The sequence below is a fragment of the Candidatus Formimonas warabiya genome, assembly GCF_002777255.1.
GTDB lineage: Bacteria > Bacillota > Dehalobacteriia > Dehalobacteriales > Dehalobacteriaceae > Formimonas > Formimonas warabiya.
In genome coordinates this window covers 5658610-5675304 of record NZ_CP017634.1, presented here as the reverse complement: position 1 = coordinate 5675304, position 16695 = coordinate 5658610, and the positions used below count along the sequence as shown (strand labels likewise).

General features: G+C 43.7%; 14 protein-coding genes. All 14 read right to left on the bottom strand.

The features are described 5' to 3' along the window. Positions 1–166 precede the first annotated feature (166 nt). On the bottom strand, positions 167–1393 hold the full coding sequence (glyA, locus tag DCMF_RS25630; RefSeq protein ID WP_148137065.1) for a serine hydroxymethyltransferase: 1227 nt from the start codon (positions 1391–1393) through the stop codon (positions 167–169). A gap of 45 nt (positions 1394–1438) precedes the next feature. Then, positions 1439–2902 (bottom strand): pyridoxal-phosphate dependent enzyme, encoded by a 1464-nt coding sequence (locus DCMF_RS25625; protein ID WP_148137064.1) that lies wholly within the window; start codon positions 2900–2902, stop codon positions 1439–1441. Between the two features lie 66 nt (positions 2903–2968). Beyond that, complete coding sequence (locus tag DCMF_RS25620) at positions 2969–3565, bottom strand: HD domain-containing protein (protein ID WP_148137063.1); 597 nt, start codon at positions 3563–3565, stop codon at positions 2969–2971. A gap of 486 nt (positions 3566–4051) precedes the next feature. Then, positions 4052–4318 carry an enoyl-CoA hydratase-related protein gene (locus DCMF_RS25615; RefSeq protein ID WP_148137062.1) on the bottom strand — a complete coding sequence of 89 codons (267 nt, stop codon included), beginning with the start codon at positions 4316–4318 and terminating at the stop codon, positions 4052–4054. A gap of 146 nt (positions 4319–4464) precedes the next feature. Further along, a complete protein-coding gene (gene grdD / locus DCMF_RS25610) occupies positions 4465–5631 on the bottom strand; it encodes a glycine/sarcosine/betaine reductase complex component C subunit alpha (RefSeq protein WP_148137061.1) in 1167 nt (388 codons plus the stop codon). A gap of 37 nt (positions 5632–5668) precedes the next feature. After that, positions 5669–7210, bottom strand: a complete 1542-nt coding sequence (grdC, locus tag DCMF_RS25605; protein WP_148137060.1) for a glycine/sarcosine/betaine reductase complex component C subunit beta — start codon at positions 7208–7210, stop codon at positions 5669–5671. Positions 7211–7228: 18 nt separating this feature from the next. After that, a complete protein-coding gene (gene grdA, locus DCMF_RS25600) occupies positions 7229–7672 on the bottom strand; it encodes a glycine/sarcosine/betaine reductase complex selenoprotein A (RefSeq protein ID WP_148137059.1) in 444 nt (147 codons plus the stop codon). Positions 7673–7763: 91 nt separating this feature from the next. Next, on the bottom strand, positions 7764–8078 hold the full coding sequence (trxA, locus tag DCMF_RS25595) for a thioredoxin TrxA (protein ID WP_148138080.1): 315 nt from the start codon (positions 8076–8078) through the stop codon (positions 7764–7766). A gap of 51 nt (positions 8079–8129) precedes the next feature. Continuing rightward, positions 8130–9350 (bottom strand): thioredoxin-disulfide reductase, encoded by a 1221-nt coding sequence (gene trxB / locus DCMF_RS25590; RefSeq protein ID WP_148137058.1) that lies wholly within the window; start codon positions 9348–9350, stop codon positions 8130–8132. 67 nt (positions 9351–9417) lie between these two features. After that, positions 9418–10005 carry an HD domain-containing protein gene (locus DCMF_RS25585; RefSeq protein WP_148137057.1) on the bottom strand — a complete coding sequence of 196 codons (588 nt, stop codon included), beginning with the start codon at positions 10003–10005 and terminating at the stop codon, positions 9418–9420. A 563-nt stretch (positions 10006–10568) separates the two neighbouring features. Further along, positions 10569–11864 (bottom strand): glycine/betaine/sarcosine/D-proline family reductase selenoprotein B, encoded by a 1296-nt coding sequence (locus DCMF_RS25580; RefSeq protein WP_148137056.1) that lies wholly within the window; start codon positions 11862–11864, stop codon positions 10569–10571. Positions 11865–11894: 30 nt separating this feature from the next. Further along, positions 11895–13208: a glycine/sarcosine/betaine reductase component B subunit gene (locus tag DCMF_RS25575; RefSeq protein WP_148137055.1), complete on the bottom strand. Its 1314-nt coding sequence runs from the start codon at positions 13206–13208 to the stop codon at positions 11895–11897. Positions 13209–13681: 473 nt separating this feature from the next. Beyond that, positions 13682–14725: a TAXI family TRAP transporter solute-binding subunit gene (locus tag DCMF_RS25570; RefSeq protein WP_148137054.1), complete on the bottom strand. Its 1044-nt coding sequence runs from the start codon at positions 14723–14725 to the stop codon at positions 13682–13684. A gap of 74 nt (positions 14726–14799) precedes the next feature. After that, a complete protein-coding gene (locus DCMF_RS25565; protein WP_148137053.1) occupies positions 14800–16695 on the bottom strand; it encodes a TRAP transporter permease in 1896 nt (631 codons plus the stop codon).

Below are 16695 nucleotides of genomic sequence, written 5' to 3'. Positions count from 1 at the left end.
ACTCCCACTACCTACGCTAACGCTTAAAGGTGGGGGCTTCTTGGGACGTACCAGCTAACGCCGATATGATTACCAAGCTATCCCCGTTTGTCCAACGGTTCTATATTCTTGATTTAGGCTATACCAAGCAATCGACAGCCTTCATTTTTGATATTGATCGCAGCATTTATGTGGTGAACTTCTGTGTAAGCCTCGCTACTCTTTCTCCTGCCGGCTTTAAATCATTGTGTTTATTTTCTATTACCCAGTTGATGATATCCGCTATTTCTACCATATCGTCTTCAGAAAGGCCTTTTGTAGTTATGGCCGGAGTTCCGATTCTGATACCGCTTGTCACAAAGGGGCTTTCTGTATCAAAAGGAACGGTATTCTTGTTTACTGTTATGCCGACCTGTTCCAGCAGATTTTCCGCATCCTTGCCTGTCACTCCTTTGTTTCTTAAATCAACCAGCATCAGATGGTTATCTGTCCCACCAGAAACAAGGTTGAAGCCTCTTTCAGTAAGAGCCTGGGCAAGAGTATGGGCATTTACCAGCACTCTTTTCTGATATTCCTTGAATTTGTCTGATGCTGCTTCCTTAAAACACACGGCTTTTCCAGCTATGACATGCATCAATGGCCCGCCTTGGATTCCTGGGAAGATAGTTTTTTCAACGCACTTCGCGTACTGGGCTTTGCAGAGGATTGTTCCACCTCTGGGACCTCTCAGCGTTTTATGGGTAGTTGTGCTAACAAAGTCCGCATAAGGAACCGGGCTCGGATGGTATCCGGCAGCGACCAATCCAGCAATATGGGCCATATCGACCATCATGAATGCATCAACTTCATCACAAATTTCCCTAATTCTCTTAAAGTCTATCATCCTCGGATAAGCACTTGCCCCCGCAACTATCATCCTTGGCCTTTCTTTCAGAACAGTATTCCTTAGTTCTTCATAATCTATATAACCATCTTCACTTACCCCATAGGAAATGAAGTTGTAGAGGATACCAGAAAAATTTACCGGGCTTCCATGGGTCAGGTGCCCCCCGTGGGCAAGATTCATTCCTAGGACCTTGTCGCCTGGCTTCAAAACCGACATGTATACACCCATATTTGCCTGGGAGCCCGAGTGGGGCTGAACATTTGCGTGCTCTGCCCCGAACAAAGCCTTCACCCGTTCTCTGGCAATATTTTCAGTCATGTCGACAAACTCACAGCCCCCGTAATACCGCTTACCTGGATAGCCTTCTGCATATTTATTGGCCAGACAGGAACCCATAGCCAGCATTACTGCCTCACTGATAAAGTTCTCGGATGCGATAAGTTCAATATTGCTTGATTGCCTCTGTTTTTCCAACTCAATCGTTTCCATTAGTTCCGGATCAAAGCTTTTTAGTAAGTCGTAGTTCATCAGGTCTACCCTCCAAATTATGATTAGAAATTTCTGTTAAACAGGCTATTCGTTAAATTGTTTAATTAATTTATCTAATTCCGGTCCCATTTGATGCAGCCTGCCCCAATAATGATCATAGTCATACCATTGTTCGTTCAGCTCATCCAAGTCGTACATTTGTTGCTCAATCCATGTGTAATACTTCAGATTATGAATCCGCTTCCTATCCTGGTAGGTAAGCTCTTGCATGTTATCGGTCCTAATCCCCAGAACATGCCTATGATGATCAATGGCAGCATTTGTGATTGAGTACTTGTTTCTTCTTTCCTCTTCCATCTCCGCCAGCCTGGACTGGTACATTTCAGCAGAGTCAGTGAGAACTGTGATAAGCATATCATTCTCCGTCAACTCATAGTATTTTGCGAACTTGATACAAGAAATGATATTAGCCGCACCGGAGATACCTACCCATGACAGTTTTTCCATAATTTCCTCTGAAACACCGATACCCCCAAAATATTCCTGCCCTGCCGGCTCATTGAAGAGGCGGAACAAACCCAAGCTGTCGTTATCATCTACGGCAATCACCATGTCTGTGTTTTTTACATTATGAATCCAGGGTACATGCTTATCACCGATACCTTCGATTCTGTGGTCTCCGAAGCCATTCTTTAATAATGTGGGACATTGAAGGGCCTCACCTGCTGCGATCTTGGCATGAGGATATTGATCCTTCAGGAAGTCACCGCTGCCAAGGGTTCCGGCAGAACCTGACGTGAGGCAGACTCCGGCCAGCTTGTCTTTTTCGCGGGACTCAGCCTTGATGATATCGTTCATAGCATTGCCTGTTACTTCATAGTGCCAAAGGTGATTTCCCAGTTCCCCGAACTGGTTGAAGATGACCACATTGTCTCTCGTTCTTCTAAGCTCCCAGGTTTTATCATAGATTTCTTTTACGTTACTCTCACAGCCTGGCGTAGCAATCACTTCCCCTGCTACTTTACTTAGCCAGTCAAAGCGCTCTTTACTCATGTTTTCCGGAAGAATAGCAATAGAGCTGCACCCGAGAAGAGTGGAATTATAGGCGCCCCCCCGGCAATAGTTGCCTGTGGAAGGCCAAACAGCCTGATGATACTTGGGATCAAACTGTCCCGTGACCAGTCGGGGAACCAGGCAGGCAAAACTGGCACCGACCTTATGAGCACCTGTGGGAAAATATTTTCCCGCCATGGCGAATATTCTAGCTTTGACACCGGTGATTTCAGATGGGATCTCGATATAGTTAGGAAGTTCTTGATAGAGTCCGCCTGCTTTTACCGATTCATTTTTCCAGGAAATCCTGAAAAGGTTGACCGGGTCGATATCCCATAGGCCTGTTTTTTTCATCTTTTCTTTAATTGGGGCAGGTATTTCCCCTGGATCCTTCATTTGGGCTAAGGTTGGCAAAACTAAGCCTCTCGCCCTAGCAATCTGTTTGTTTTTCTTAAGCTGTTCCTCATTAATTTCTAAATCAATTAATTTGCCCACTTTTGTTCCTCCTATATTTCAAATTTGTTTCCCTTGAACCCGCTTCGCATCCCTTTTCATGACCCTTTATGGCTGCAAAAAACCTTGCTCGATTGAACCTTCGATTAGTTTTTTAGCGTATTCCCAAAGAATTGTAGATCCATCCGCGATCTTTCTATTCCGTACAATAACTTGCGAACTTTTAATATGATGTTTTTTCCACATAGTGCCATGATTATGGTAGTCATGTAATAAGGGCTGGAATCTGTCCAAAGCAATTGCAAAACATGCCTCTGGGGTTGCTCCTTCCTCAAATTCCTCCCATAAATTGAAAAATTCCCGTGCTTGATTCTCTGGCAAAATATTAAATAATCTGAGTGCAGCATCTTTTTCATGCTGCTTAACTCTTTCTTGATTGGCATTCAGATCATAGCAATAGACATCCCCTGCCTCAATTTCAACCAGATCATGTACCAAGATCAATCTTATGACCCGAAAAACATCTAGTTCTGCAAAATCTGCATACTCGCACAGTAAAACGGCCATGATTGCGGCATGCCAAGAATGTTCGGCATCATTTTCTTTTCTCGATCCATCCATTAAAATGGTCTGCCTAAAAACTTGTTTTAGTTTGTCAATTTCCACAATAAATTCGATTTGTTTTTCCAACCGTTTATATTCCATTATGACAAATTCTCCTGATATCTTAAGTTAATTGCAGTTCCTGGTACAGACACGATTAGTGAGCAAATATAAATGGAAGATTTCTGTTCTTTTGCCTAATATTAAACAATTTTAATTAGCTTCCTTTGTATTAATAAAACAAAATTTTTGGCAAAATCCTGTATCTGTCAACACAAAATCATAAAAAAATTAATCTTTGTGATGTACTATTTCTGTCTCTTCCGCCCGTTCTATTAGTGCAGTAACATGTGCATACAAATATATAGTTTTCAAATTCGATTACCTGCAAAATTGCTGTGGTACAAGTTTCCCAAGGAAGTCAGTGATATATATTTAGGAAGTGACCCTTAAGCAGTTTTACTTAAGGGTCATACTTAGGATACATCTATAGCTATCCATAATAATATTGGTAATGAGACTTGATTTGAGTCTATCATTTTACGTCTTGGCTACGCTTATCCAGAATAGCCTTAAAGCCTCTGGTATTTACCGAATCCCGGAACTCGGAGGTCTCACACATCCAGGCCATGTTAAACATCTCCATACCGTATGCAACAGAGCTTTTAAAGTTCTGCGCCTCATAGTGTGGTTGATCAGTTCCTTTTGCATTTGCAGAGCCTCGGGCGAGATCTTGGCAATCTTTTGGGCCATGGCCAGTGTCTCGTCTACTAACTTCTCCCGGGGTACCACCCGGTTCACCAGACCTAGTCGGTGGCCCTCCTCAGCATCCATGTACTCACCGAGAAACATCATTCACGGGCCTTGTTCATGGGCAGTTTCATAAAAAGCATATTTTCGTATTTTTCTTTAACCCTGGGGTTGTTTGTGATGATTATATTGGGCAATGGAATCACTCCTTTCGGAATAATGAAACCTCATACCTGTTCAGGAGTTTTCCTTTATAGGTACTCATTCTGCTTCAGCAGTTCTAAAGCTCTTTCTTTATCTTCCGGAGCAACCATCACAATCGGTCCAGTACAACCCATGCCGCTTTCCGCGTAGATACCGGCCTGCCACAAAACCAATACCGCATCTTCCAGCTGCATGACCTCCACTCCGGGAATGGAGTCGGTGACGGGTTTCTTGGGCGGAGCAGCAACTTCGGCCTCTGCCTCTTCTTTTTTCGGCGCCGCCGGAGAGCTCAAAGATTTTAAGAGACTATCCAAACCTGACTTCTTGGCTAAAGCGAATTCCGCCTTTGCCTTCTCCAGCAGTTTCCCCGCCGCACAGTCGGCTGCATAGCGAATGGTGCCGGCAATTACCGGTGCTCCTGAAGCGCGGGAAATAATGCAGATGATCCGGTCATAATCTTCACCCACTCCGGGGCCGTAGCCGTATCCTGTCGACTCATAGCTCCCCCCGGTGCTATAGGCAGAAAAGACTTTCATAAATACGTTGCCGGTTAAGCTATCATTTACCATGATATCAGGAACACCCATTAAAAGGTCATTGCCTCTCATCACCACTCCCCCGTCCGCGCGCGCGGATTCGGTGAAGCTAATGGGATATCCCCCTTCCTGCAGTTTCTTTAATGCTCTTTCTACCTGTCTGGCCCCGTCAATATTTAATATGCCCACGGTAGGATTGCTTTTTCCGCAGGCCTTCGCCGCCGCGATGCCATAGATCGTATTCCTCAGCATGGCGGTCACCCGTTCGGTCGCGGAGGTACCGGTAGTGGTAGCGAGAAACATCTCCCGGCCTTTGGCCGGCGTTACCACTCTGCCTACGGTAGAGACCCCGATGGGAAAACTGTAATGCATGGTCACGGCTGAGTCTAAACTCCCATTGAGCAGCATTTCATCCATTTTGGCGTGCGCTTCTTTCTCATCCGCCGCCTCTACTGTTGCCAATGGCGTATCCACGCCGCTGCCGATCACCACGACCTCGATATCCGGATTCTGTCTTTGCGCCAGCTCTGCTCCATAGACCAGTTCTTTCGGCCCGTGCTCACTACCGAGAATCGTCAGCCCTACTCTTATTTTTTTACCAAAGGTTCCTGTTTCCAGGGCATCGGCTATTTCTTCAAATACTTCCGCAATTGTTTCTCTGATCTGGTTTGCGCCCATGGTTTCACCCCCCTTTAGGGAATTGCTCTTGTTTCTTTTATTCCGCTCTGAATGTTTTGGCAAAATCCCGCATGGCTTCCCCAATCATCGCCCGCACTTCTTCTTTGTTAAAGCCGGTATCCCGGGCAACACCGCTGTTCTTTTCCAGCACAAAGGATACCCCGTCGAACAGATTGGTCAGTCTCCCTAAGAAGAGGCTGCCTTTGCCAATAATCATCGCTTTATTGATTTTCCCCGCCAATATCATATCCCGGGCATGACCGATAAAAGGAACACCGGAAGGAATATGACCCTGGGTGGGAGCAAAACCCGGCATGCCAAAACTGTCTACAGCTTTGAGCATATCCGCTTTGTCCAGTTCTCCTCTTTTTACCGCTAAAGCGCCTATCATTTTGTAGTTGGCCAGGGGAACGTCACCGGCTCCGGCCGGTTCGGTTATTTCCGGATTTTGCATCTCCGGAGAATAACGATCCACCTCCGGAATCTTATAGCCCAGCTTATCTAAAGGATCGGCCACAATCGCCGTCATTACCGCCTGAGGCGAAGCGCCCGAACCGATTCTGTGCCGTCCTACGCCATCCGTACGGATTACCGGATTGACCCCGTCATTTTCCGCGATATGAATGGCAAATGCGCCCAGCATATCTTCCAAAGCCGGCATGCCTTTTTTCACATGGTCTTTGGAATTCATGCCCAGCTTGGCGGAAGCGCCGCCGGCCAGAACCACCACATTTTTATAAATTCCCGATTGGGCCAAAGCGGCAGCCTCAACCATCGCATGGGCAGGTCCGGCACAGAAACTGCGCGTATCGGATCCGGTCGCATTAACACATCCGCACATTTCCCCGACGGATTTGGCAAAATTGCCCCCGCCCCTCTGGTTCATATCGCCGCAGGCCTCTTCGGAACACTCGATAATATATTCTACCTCAGCCGCCTGCAAGTCGGTTTTCGCCAGCAGAAGTTTTAGGGCAAATACGGACGAAGCTTTACCCACCAAATTTTCAAACATCACATGGTCGGATAGGGCTTCATCAAATTCATGGGCTTTCTTCACACAGCCGACCAGTTTTCCCTCAAAATACATAGGCTGTGCTAAATGGCCTTCTACCAGTTTCTTTATTTCCTCAGCCCGGCCGGGATTTCTAGATAATTTATCCAGATCTTTAATGTCCCCCAGGATTGGGTGACCGCTTATCTTTTCTTTTACAGCTGCTTGGAACTGTTCTTCTAAAACTACCAGATCAAAGGCATCAACAATTTTCATTAACCCGAGAAATTCATCTTCCGGCATGATTTCCCCGTACTTCCCATCCCGGGTGGCACCGGCAACCGGTGCCTGGTACCAGGGGCGGGAAATACCTTTTAAATCATCAGGGGTCATGTTGCCTATATAAATTTGATTGGGCGCATAACTGACCGCATCCTCAAAACTTCTCAGATGTTCAGGTAATTTCTGCAAATGCTCTGATGCCGGGTTTTTTCTGCGTTCCGATGTTTGCGTTGTGCCGTGGTGTATAAGCATACCATTTGTCTGTATTAATGCATATGCCGCACCTTTTACAACCGGAAAACTCATGAAATCCCCTCCAATTGCTTAGCCCCTATAGGTCTTCACTTCGTTAATTATCTCATCTACTTCCAGCACCATTTCCATCATGCTGATCTGTTCATCGTAAACCCCCGGGTCAACTTCCTCTTTCAGTTCAAACATATGGTAAGCTTTGAGTCCCAACGAGACTCCGGATAATGGACCTGCAAAGGTAGGATCGCCCGTTGATACGGTTTCGGCAGCCAGCCCCGAAGCTTCCGCTTCTGCTCCGCCCAGAACTACAATTAAGTCCTCATTACCGTATTTTTCCGCTAAATCTTTGATCCTTGCCTGGTTTTCCAGGTCCATTGCTCCAGCCGCCGTTCAGACAAAGCATTCTGTTGTTGAGAATACTACCTCTGCACCGGCTGACTTCACGCATTCTTCTATCGCCGGTCCGGGAATCCCGTCACGGTCGCCGAGAATTGCCACTTTCTTGCCTTGCAGCATTGTGCATACCCCTTTCGTTTTGAGTTTCTATTTGTGTTTTTGTCTCCTTTTCAGAAGAACAAAGCGATATCTTTTTAAGATAAACCGGTCGTTAGGCCAGCTCATTCAGTTTTGCCTGCACGTCTTCAATGGCAAAATCTTTAACCAGCTCGGCAATCTTTTCCCCGTTTTTATAAAACGCGATGGTGGGCAAACCTAAAACCTTTTGATTGATAGCAAGTCTCTTATTATTAGTGGTATCCAAACTGCAGAATTTTGCCTTGCCCTCATTCTTTTCCACCAGCTCATGGACGCTGGGCATTAATGCTTTGCATGGTTCACATTTTTGGCTCCAAAAATCAACCATCACCAAACCCTCTGCTTTTAATACCTCTGCTTCAAAATTTTCCTTTGTTAATTCAACCACTTTACTCATCTCCTAATTAGTTTTCAAGTTTAATTTCAATTGATTTCCGATTTATAGAGAATTTATCTTTTCCAGCAGCTCTTTATCAGAGCATAAGCCGGCAATTTTTTCTACCACTGCGCCCTGTTTAAAAATCACCACACTGGGTATCTCGGTAACACCATATCTTTTCGCTACTCTCTGGTTGCGATAGGTATCAATTTTAACCAGTTTCACTTTGCCGTTTACTTCCGAAACGATTTTTTCCAGTTTGAAAACCTCTTCAATACTGGCTTCAATCTGGGGCGCCCAGAAGGCAACCAAAACCGGTTCTTTAACAGCTAGCACTCTTTCCTTAAAACCTTCTTCTTCCGCTAAATATTTTTCCGCGGCCACGGAGGCAATCGCCCCGTCACTGGCGGCGGTAATTACCTGACGCAGATACTTCACCCGGGCATCACCCGCTCCGTAGACTCCCGGTACCGAAGTTTCCATCAGGTCATTGGTAATAATATATCCCTGCTCATTAAGTTCAACTTTTCCTTTAAGCATTTCTGTCTTAGGAACTGTTCCCACGAAGAAGAAAACACCGTTGGTTTCCATTTCCGAAATCTCGCCTGTTTTAATGTTCTTGATCATGACGCTTTCCACCAGGCCGTCTCCCTTAATCTCATCCAGCACGGAATTCCATACCCATTTAATTTTGGGATTAGCAAAGGCAACCTCCGCACTGGCTTTGTTACAATCCAGAATTCCTTCGTCGTGAATCACAATAATGGTTACCGTTTCTGCGAATTTAGTCAGGTACATAGCTTCTTCCACGGCAGCGTCGCCATTCCCGACAACTATCACATCCAGATCCTCAAAGAAATCGGCATCACAGGTGGCGCAATAGGAAACGCCCTTGCCTCTTAAGGTTTTTTCTCCTTTAATATTTAAAGACCTGGGTTCAGCACCCGGCGCTAAAATAGCAATTTTTGCCCGGTATTCATTGCCGCTTTTTGTTTTAAATATTTTAATTTCGCCGTCCAAATCCAGATCCACAACTTCTTCTCTAATTATTTCCGTGCCAAAACTTTTGGCGTGTTCCGCCATTGCTTCCATTAATGCCGGGCCCGTTGTCCCGCGGGAAAACCCGGGGTAATTTTCCAAGTCCTGGGTAGTAGCGGCCTGCCCACCCGGTTTCCCCTTTGTGAGAATTGCAGTTTTTAATCGTGACCGGGAGCCGTATACTCCTGCAGCTAGACCGGCCGGTCCTGCACCAACAATAATAATGTCGTAAATCTCTGACATGTTTAGTCCCTCCATTTTTTAATTCCATAAAAACATTTTGTATTTTGGTGATTATTCCAATGTATTTTTATGATATACATTCAATTATTTCTTTTGCATATTCCCAAAGTATTGTGGACCCGTCCGCTATTGCTTTATTTCGCGCCATAACCTGCTTGCTTTTTACATGATTCTTGTCCCATACAATCCCTTTGGTATAATAATCATGTAATAACGGCTGCAGTCTGTCCAGAGAGGCTGCGAAGCGAGCCTCGGGAGATAACCATTCTTCGAATTCTTCCCATAAACTGAGAATTTCTTGTGCCTGGTCCTCCGGTAAAATATTAAATAACCTGACTGCGGCATCTTTTTCATACTTCTTAACCCTATCTTGATTGACATCCTGATCGTAACAATAGACATCCCCTGCATCAATCTCTACCAGATCATGTACCAGGATCAATTTTATGACCCGAGAAACATCAAGTTCAGCAAAATTTGCATACTCACTTAGCAAAAGAGCCATGATAGCTGCATGCCAAGAATGTTCGGCATCATTTTCTTTTCTTAACCCATCCGTTAATAGTGTCTGCCTAAAGACTTGTTTTAGTTTGTCTATTTGTACAATAAATTCAATTTGTTTTATCAATCGTTTTTTAAAGTTAATATTTAACATTTTTCAACTACTTCCTTTGTACTAGAAAAACAAAAATTATAGAGATATATTGTATCCAGAAATTTTTTCATAACCTGAATTAGTACGATTCCTATATCTGATAATCACTTGGCACGTTCCAAAATACATGAAAAACTCGTACAAAATTTTGGCACTTGTTGCAACTTAAACTTTGATTAATTTGATTTTTCATCTGACTTATGGCAGGGATACATTACTGATTTTCCCGGCAACATTCAGCAAGGAATCTCTGTGTTTGAGTCACTTAAGTCAAAAAAATACAGCACATGACGGAAACCCCAATAATTAAATCTCTACTAGTATAAATCCCACATTAGCTTTACCTAAATCATAATTGGATTTTTTTATCGGGTTGCTGGTAACCATGACTACTATGGAAAAAGGTGAAATAGGATAAGACATAGAACCGCCATAATAAAAAGGGAGGCAAATAGAATCGGATCCTAGAAATGGCGCTGTTTGGGGATCCTTTGGACATAAAAAAGACTGCCGACATGGACTTTGTCGACAGTCTGAAGCAAGGCCTTGCGCCAAGCCAATTCCTAGAAGATTGTCTGCTTCTTAATGTCGGTTGACAATGCCCTAAGTGCACTAGTTACGATCATTCTTAGCTGCTGCTTTTGCTGTTCTTCAGGAAGATTTACATCACAGCAAGGAGAATTCAGACAAGGACCGGCGATAACACGATTACTGCCCGTTATCTGAGCAACGGCTGTCAAGTTGCAAATATGGGCGACGGGAATTCCCGCACGTTCTATTTCTTTTACTATCGTTGCACCGCAACGTGTGCAGCTGCCTCAAGTACTGGTAAGAATAGCGGCATCTATATTGTTATCTTTAAACGATTCCGCAATTCCTGCGCCTATACGGGTAGCATTCTTCATGGAAGTAAGGTTGCCGGTCGTAGAATAGAAATAGGAATCAACTTCACCGATTTGACCTTCCTTTTCTAATTGCTTAAGGGTTGCCAGCGGAAACAGAACTTCCGGGTTGGCGTTTATTTTGTCTGGCATGCTACCGCCGTGGATGCACTCGTACGATCCCGGTTTTAATGAATCCATGCCGGAGATATCATAACGTATAAAAATAGTAGAGGTACCCGATGGCAAATGGTCCGGGTTGCCTTTCGGAACCAACCCACCGGTAGAGATAAAGCCAATTTTAGCTTTCTTGATATCAACCGCTTTCGCCGGTTTTACGATGTCACATACTTCAATCTTAAATTCTGTTTCAAAAGGTTGGCCGTTAAGCTTTGCTAAAAGCATATCTACCGAGCGATCCGCCGATGTCTTATCCACAAATACTTCTTTCCTGATGCCGCGGGGGAAATACCCTTCAGCGGAGGCCCAAAGGATCTCTTCACCGGCAATGAGCTTATTGGCAAACGCCGCCATAGCAGCTATGTCCTGGCGCATCTTCGCCGCGCCCTCGCTACCCTTTAGAATATAAAAGGGATTTTCCCGATACATTTCTACCCCGGGGTTTTCTTCATGCATGCTGGTAACACCCATCACGCCGTATTTTTCATACATGAATTTGCACATTTCCCCGCAGTTTACACCATAACGGCCGGCGCGGAAAGCCGGGCCCGCCAGGAAAAGGTTAAATTCCTTGCCCGACAAGAATCCTTCGATGCGCTTCAGCGCTTCTTCTTGATTGCTGGCCATGAAGTTATCGCCGCAAATCACGGTATGCGTGATCTCAGCACCTTTTAATGCCCCCTTTAGAGCTAAACCAGGCCCTATAGGTCCTTTTTTGATGATCGGCTCGAAGTCTGTATGATGCTCTCCTCCTACGCCGCCAAAGAATTGGTTTACATATAATAGCGCTTTTTTCATGTAACTATCCTCCTTTGATTTATATTCAAATTAGAAATCTTTTGCTGTCTTGGTCGTGAATCCATTGTTGTTGGTGCTGTCAGCAATCATGCAGCCATTGCAGATGATGGAACCGTCCGGGCGCAGGCTGGGGCCGTATATCGCATGAACCGACCAGGCGCCGAAATAGAAATCCCGCCCCACAGAATTGATATCCCCGATGATATTGTCCATAGGAGGAAATTCAAAAATTGTACCCGAGTTTCCGCCGGTAACGATGGCATCGCCCTTAGGGTCCATAAATGTCTTGCCATTATGCTCTCCCGTAAGGCCAACCGTTTTAATGCCACGGTCCTCTAATTCGGCCAACACATAGAAGAAGTCAATGTCCCAGTTGGCTCCGCCGTAGCACGTTGCAACAATCGCGCCATCCAGATTTAACATGGAGGCCAGTTCGCCGGCGGCAAGCCTGGTAGCAAATTTGATCCTATTATCCCCATCAGTAGGAGCAAAAATCACACCCGCTAAATTGATGGTCTTGCCATGCTCTGCATACAGGCGCTTAAGCACCGGCAGGTTTTGGATACTATAAGTGTTGACGCAGTCGCCACACATGCCCTGAAACCCGGCAACCGCCCCGTCAAACGCGCAATTTGGGTGCAGCACCACCGGCATAAAATTATCACTGTCTACGTCAAATATCCTTTCGTGACAGTAATTCTCCCGACCAACATGGTTGTTCATCATTACAAAGCATGCCACTCTAGGCAGGCCCTTCTTCTCCGCTTCCACAGCGCCCGGTTCCAGTTCGTAGATTTCCCAATCGTCCGGCTCTTGGCCTTCCAAGGTTTTCGCTACATAATCCGCCAGTAGATGGGTTGCCAATTTCAGAGGTTTCTCATACCTGTAATTCTGATCTGTCTTTACGGGGTTAATTAATTCCGCATATACTACCAGATTTACCATTTTCGCAAAAATACTGTGTTGAGCGCCCGGACCTGACATATCAAGCATTCCGTCTCCAGAGTTCGCATACTTACCGCAGCTAATAACGCTTATGCCCTTCATGGCGTAAAGATCGCCGTCGCCGCAATTTGCTAAATTTCCGGTCAAGCCGGGGAAGGTTGCGCGCCCATCCGGACGGAAGCGCGGCTCTACAGGGATTTTGCATGGCAGGATACGAGTCTTGTCACCCGGGTGAACAATATGCAATTGTATGTTCTTTAGTTCCTTGTCCGGATCCAAATATGCAATGGCCTCTTCCCTGTTAACAGTGAGTACGCCATTTTTGAATGAGGTCTCTGCGCCAAACACAATGTCCTTTACATGAAAATTGCCTATTCTTAGTTTCTTCGTAGGCTTCATAGTCCTTGCACTCCTTTACTTTTTTAATGTAGTCGGATTATCCCTAGATCTCAGGCTGCTTGACTCACGCCTAAGCCAATATGATAAGCTTTTTTTGAATATCTGTTCTCGATAATTGTCTGAAACGATGTTGCGACTGTTCTTGACAAAAAGTGCATTCGGAATATGTACAGCCAATCGCAACTTCCAGAAGAAGACTGCTTTCTTCCAATGGCGGTCTATATATTATATCCGTGCTATATAGATTTTGATTTACATCCATTTCATATTATGTAGTGCTAATTACTTTTAGCAGTCCATTCTGTTGCAATACTTCTATGTAATTTCTTAAATTTTTATACAAATTTACCATCTCCCAATGTAAGTTTTAGATATTTTCTTTATCTACCGATTTTATTAGAATATAATTATCCTTCAATTAATTCACTATTTTAAGCGGCAAGAGGTGAGGGGGCTAGAACTTAACAATAGTCTTACTTAATTACGCCTACTTCTTTATAATACTTCTCAGCGCCAGGATGTAACGGGGTTGTAATTCCATCAATTGCCTTTTCAAGACTCATTCCATATTCTCCACCTTTAATACCATGATGCATACCATCAAGTTCGTCAAGGTTTTCCCAAACCGCCTTGACAAATGCATAAACTCCTTCTTCACTGACGTCTTTGTTTGCCATTATACAGGACCGAAAATCAATTGTCTTAACATCAGCATCAACACCTTTATAACTACCAGCTTTTATTACGTTCGACCCAAGGGCACCACCCGACAGTTCATTTATTGCTTTGATATGCTCATCGTCAAGGGATATTAAATACATCTGTTTGCTATAAGCAAGTTCTTGCAATAAAGAAACTGGCGGCACCCCAAATACAAAGGCAGCATCTACTTGGCCATCTTTCAAAGCATCCACTGCTTGTTGGGTAGTATATTGAAGAACTTCAAAATCTTTATCACTCATTTCATAAGCTTTGATAACAAATTGAGCTGCAGCTGCTGTTGCACTTCCAGGACTACCAATATGAACCTTTTTGCCTTTCAAATCAGTTACATTTTTTATACTATTGTCCAGTGTAACAATCGCTAAGGGTTCAAAACCATAAATTAAAAGACCCCTTAGGTTTTGATACTGCTTGTCGAAAATTCCTTTCCCAACAAAAGCATCATTTAGGTCGCCTAAAGTTATTTGACCAAGCTGCATTTCACCGGAATCGACCAGCGGTACATTCTTTACCCATCCAGGAGAAACTTGTGGCGAGACTTTTACTGCAGTTTGATGTTTATTAATTACTTCTGAAAACATGCCCCCTAAAACGTAAGGGTTAGAACCCGATGATGCAGTTGCCAAAGACCATTGTTCCGGTTGGTTTTTGTTTGTACTTTCAGTCTGGTTTGTACTTTGAGTTGAAGTCTGGTTATTGTTCTGGGGGGTTGTTTTTTGGGAACAAGCGACTATTAACACCATAGACAGAACAATCACCGCCACAATACTCACTCTTTTGGTTAAGCTAACCATTTTAAACCTCCCTTTTCATAATTATTAACTAACAACTAAAATTAGCCCCCCACCTAAAATTCTTACAGCCAATACTAACTATTAACCTTTAAAGCAACGTTCTTGGTTTTTAAAAACTGTGCAAAATTAATTGCCATAACCAAACCCGCAAAAGCTATTCCCAATAAGTCAGAAATCATTCCTTGATATGACAATAACAACCCTGCCGCAAATAGAATTACCCTACCTACCATATTTATGTCATTAAATAAATATCCCTCAACTGAAACTGCGATACAAAATACACCAATGGAGGCAGTGATAACTGCCATTAATACTACATTCCAACTTCCTACTAGCAATAATCCTTCTCCAAAAACAAACATAAAAGGAATAAAGAAAGAAGAAGCACACAGTTTGATTGCGTCCCAACATGTCTTGTTCCAATCAGTTGTTTCTGCAATACCCGCTGCTACGACAGCTGAAACTGCTACCGGCGGTGATATGCTGGCCTTAATCGCAAAATGAACCAGGAAAAGATGTACGGCTAATAATGACATTCCGGCATTTACTAATGATGGTGCAATAAATGCAGCGGAAACAATATAAGCTGCGGGGGTTGGTAATCCCGTCCCAAGGGCAATTGATGTGATCATCGCTACTATTAACATAATTAGGTGGTTTCCGCCACTCAGAGCCATCATAATTTCAGAAAACCGCATAGCCAAACCCGTAGTAGTTAAGGACCCTACAAAAATTCCAATGCCTGCACAAAGAATCACAATTTCAATCGCATTTTTTGCTCCTAATTCTAATGAATCTAAAAACCCTCTAAGAGTCAATCTTGTCTTAATCCGGAAAAATGTAACGGCTATTGATGCTGCAATACCCACTAAAGCAGCTCGAGTAGGTGAAACTCTGAAGTAAAAAATTGCAAACATAAGGGCTACTAGTGGCAATAGGTAATATATTTTTTTTAGCACATCTATTTTTGACGGAATTTCTTCCTTCTTCAATCCGGAAATCTTATTTTTTTTGCAAAACAAATGGATTGCGAAAAAGGCCCCACCATAGTAAAGCACTGCAGGAACAACTGCACTTAAAGCAATAGTTGAATATGGTATCCCAGTAAATTCTGCCATAAGAAAAGCAGCGGTCCCCATTACAGGTGGAAGTATTTGTCCTCCATCGGCTGCCACTGTTTCAACAGCGCCAGCCAAAGTTGCAGGAAGCCCTGATTTTTTCATCATCGGAATCGTAAAAACCCCCGTTGTGGCCACATTAGCTAATCCGCTACCCATTACGGTTCCAACAAGTCCACTTGAAAACAAGGCCATTTTTGCTGTTCCTCCGGTGAACCTACCAAACAAAATTGACGCTGCTTCAATGAAAAACCGCGTTATTCCGGTTTTAACCAAAAAAGCCCCTAGTAAAATGAAACCAAACAAAAAGGAGGAAGAAACATTAAGCATATCACCGTATATGCCTTCACCAGATGCTCCAATAAAGTATATTGTACGTCCCCAACTGATACCGGCATGTTTAAGGATGCCTGGGAAATACATGCCAAAAGGCATATACAGAAGCCCTAGCACACAACAAATAAATATCGCGAATTGGGTACGTCGTATTGCTTCTAACACTAATATAATAATTAAGACAGTTATTATATTATCTAATAAAGTAGGCTCGCCTAATGATATGATTTCAATTAGACGTTTATCGCAAACAATTAAATAAATTGCCGTAATAGCTGATAGAATACTGAATAACCAATTAATAGCTTTTGTTATTTGAGACTTTGCTTCAAGGCTTTCCATAAGGTAGTATATAACAAGAACAAACCCTAAGTGTCCTGCACGATGTGCCATTGGTGAACGAAATATTCCAAATGCCGCTGTATACAATTGAAACAATGACAATAGAACCGCAGTATATTTTATCAATCTAATAGGCACATGTTCTTTTACCCTGGACAGAAACTCTTTCAT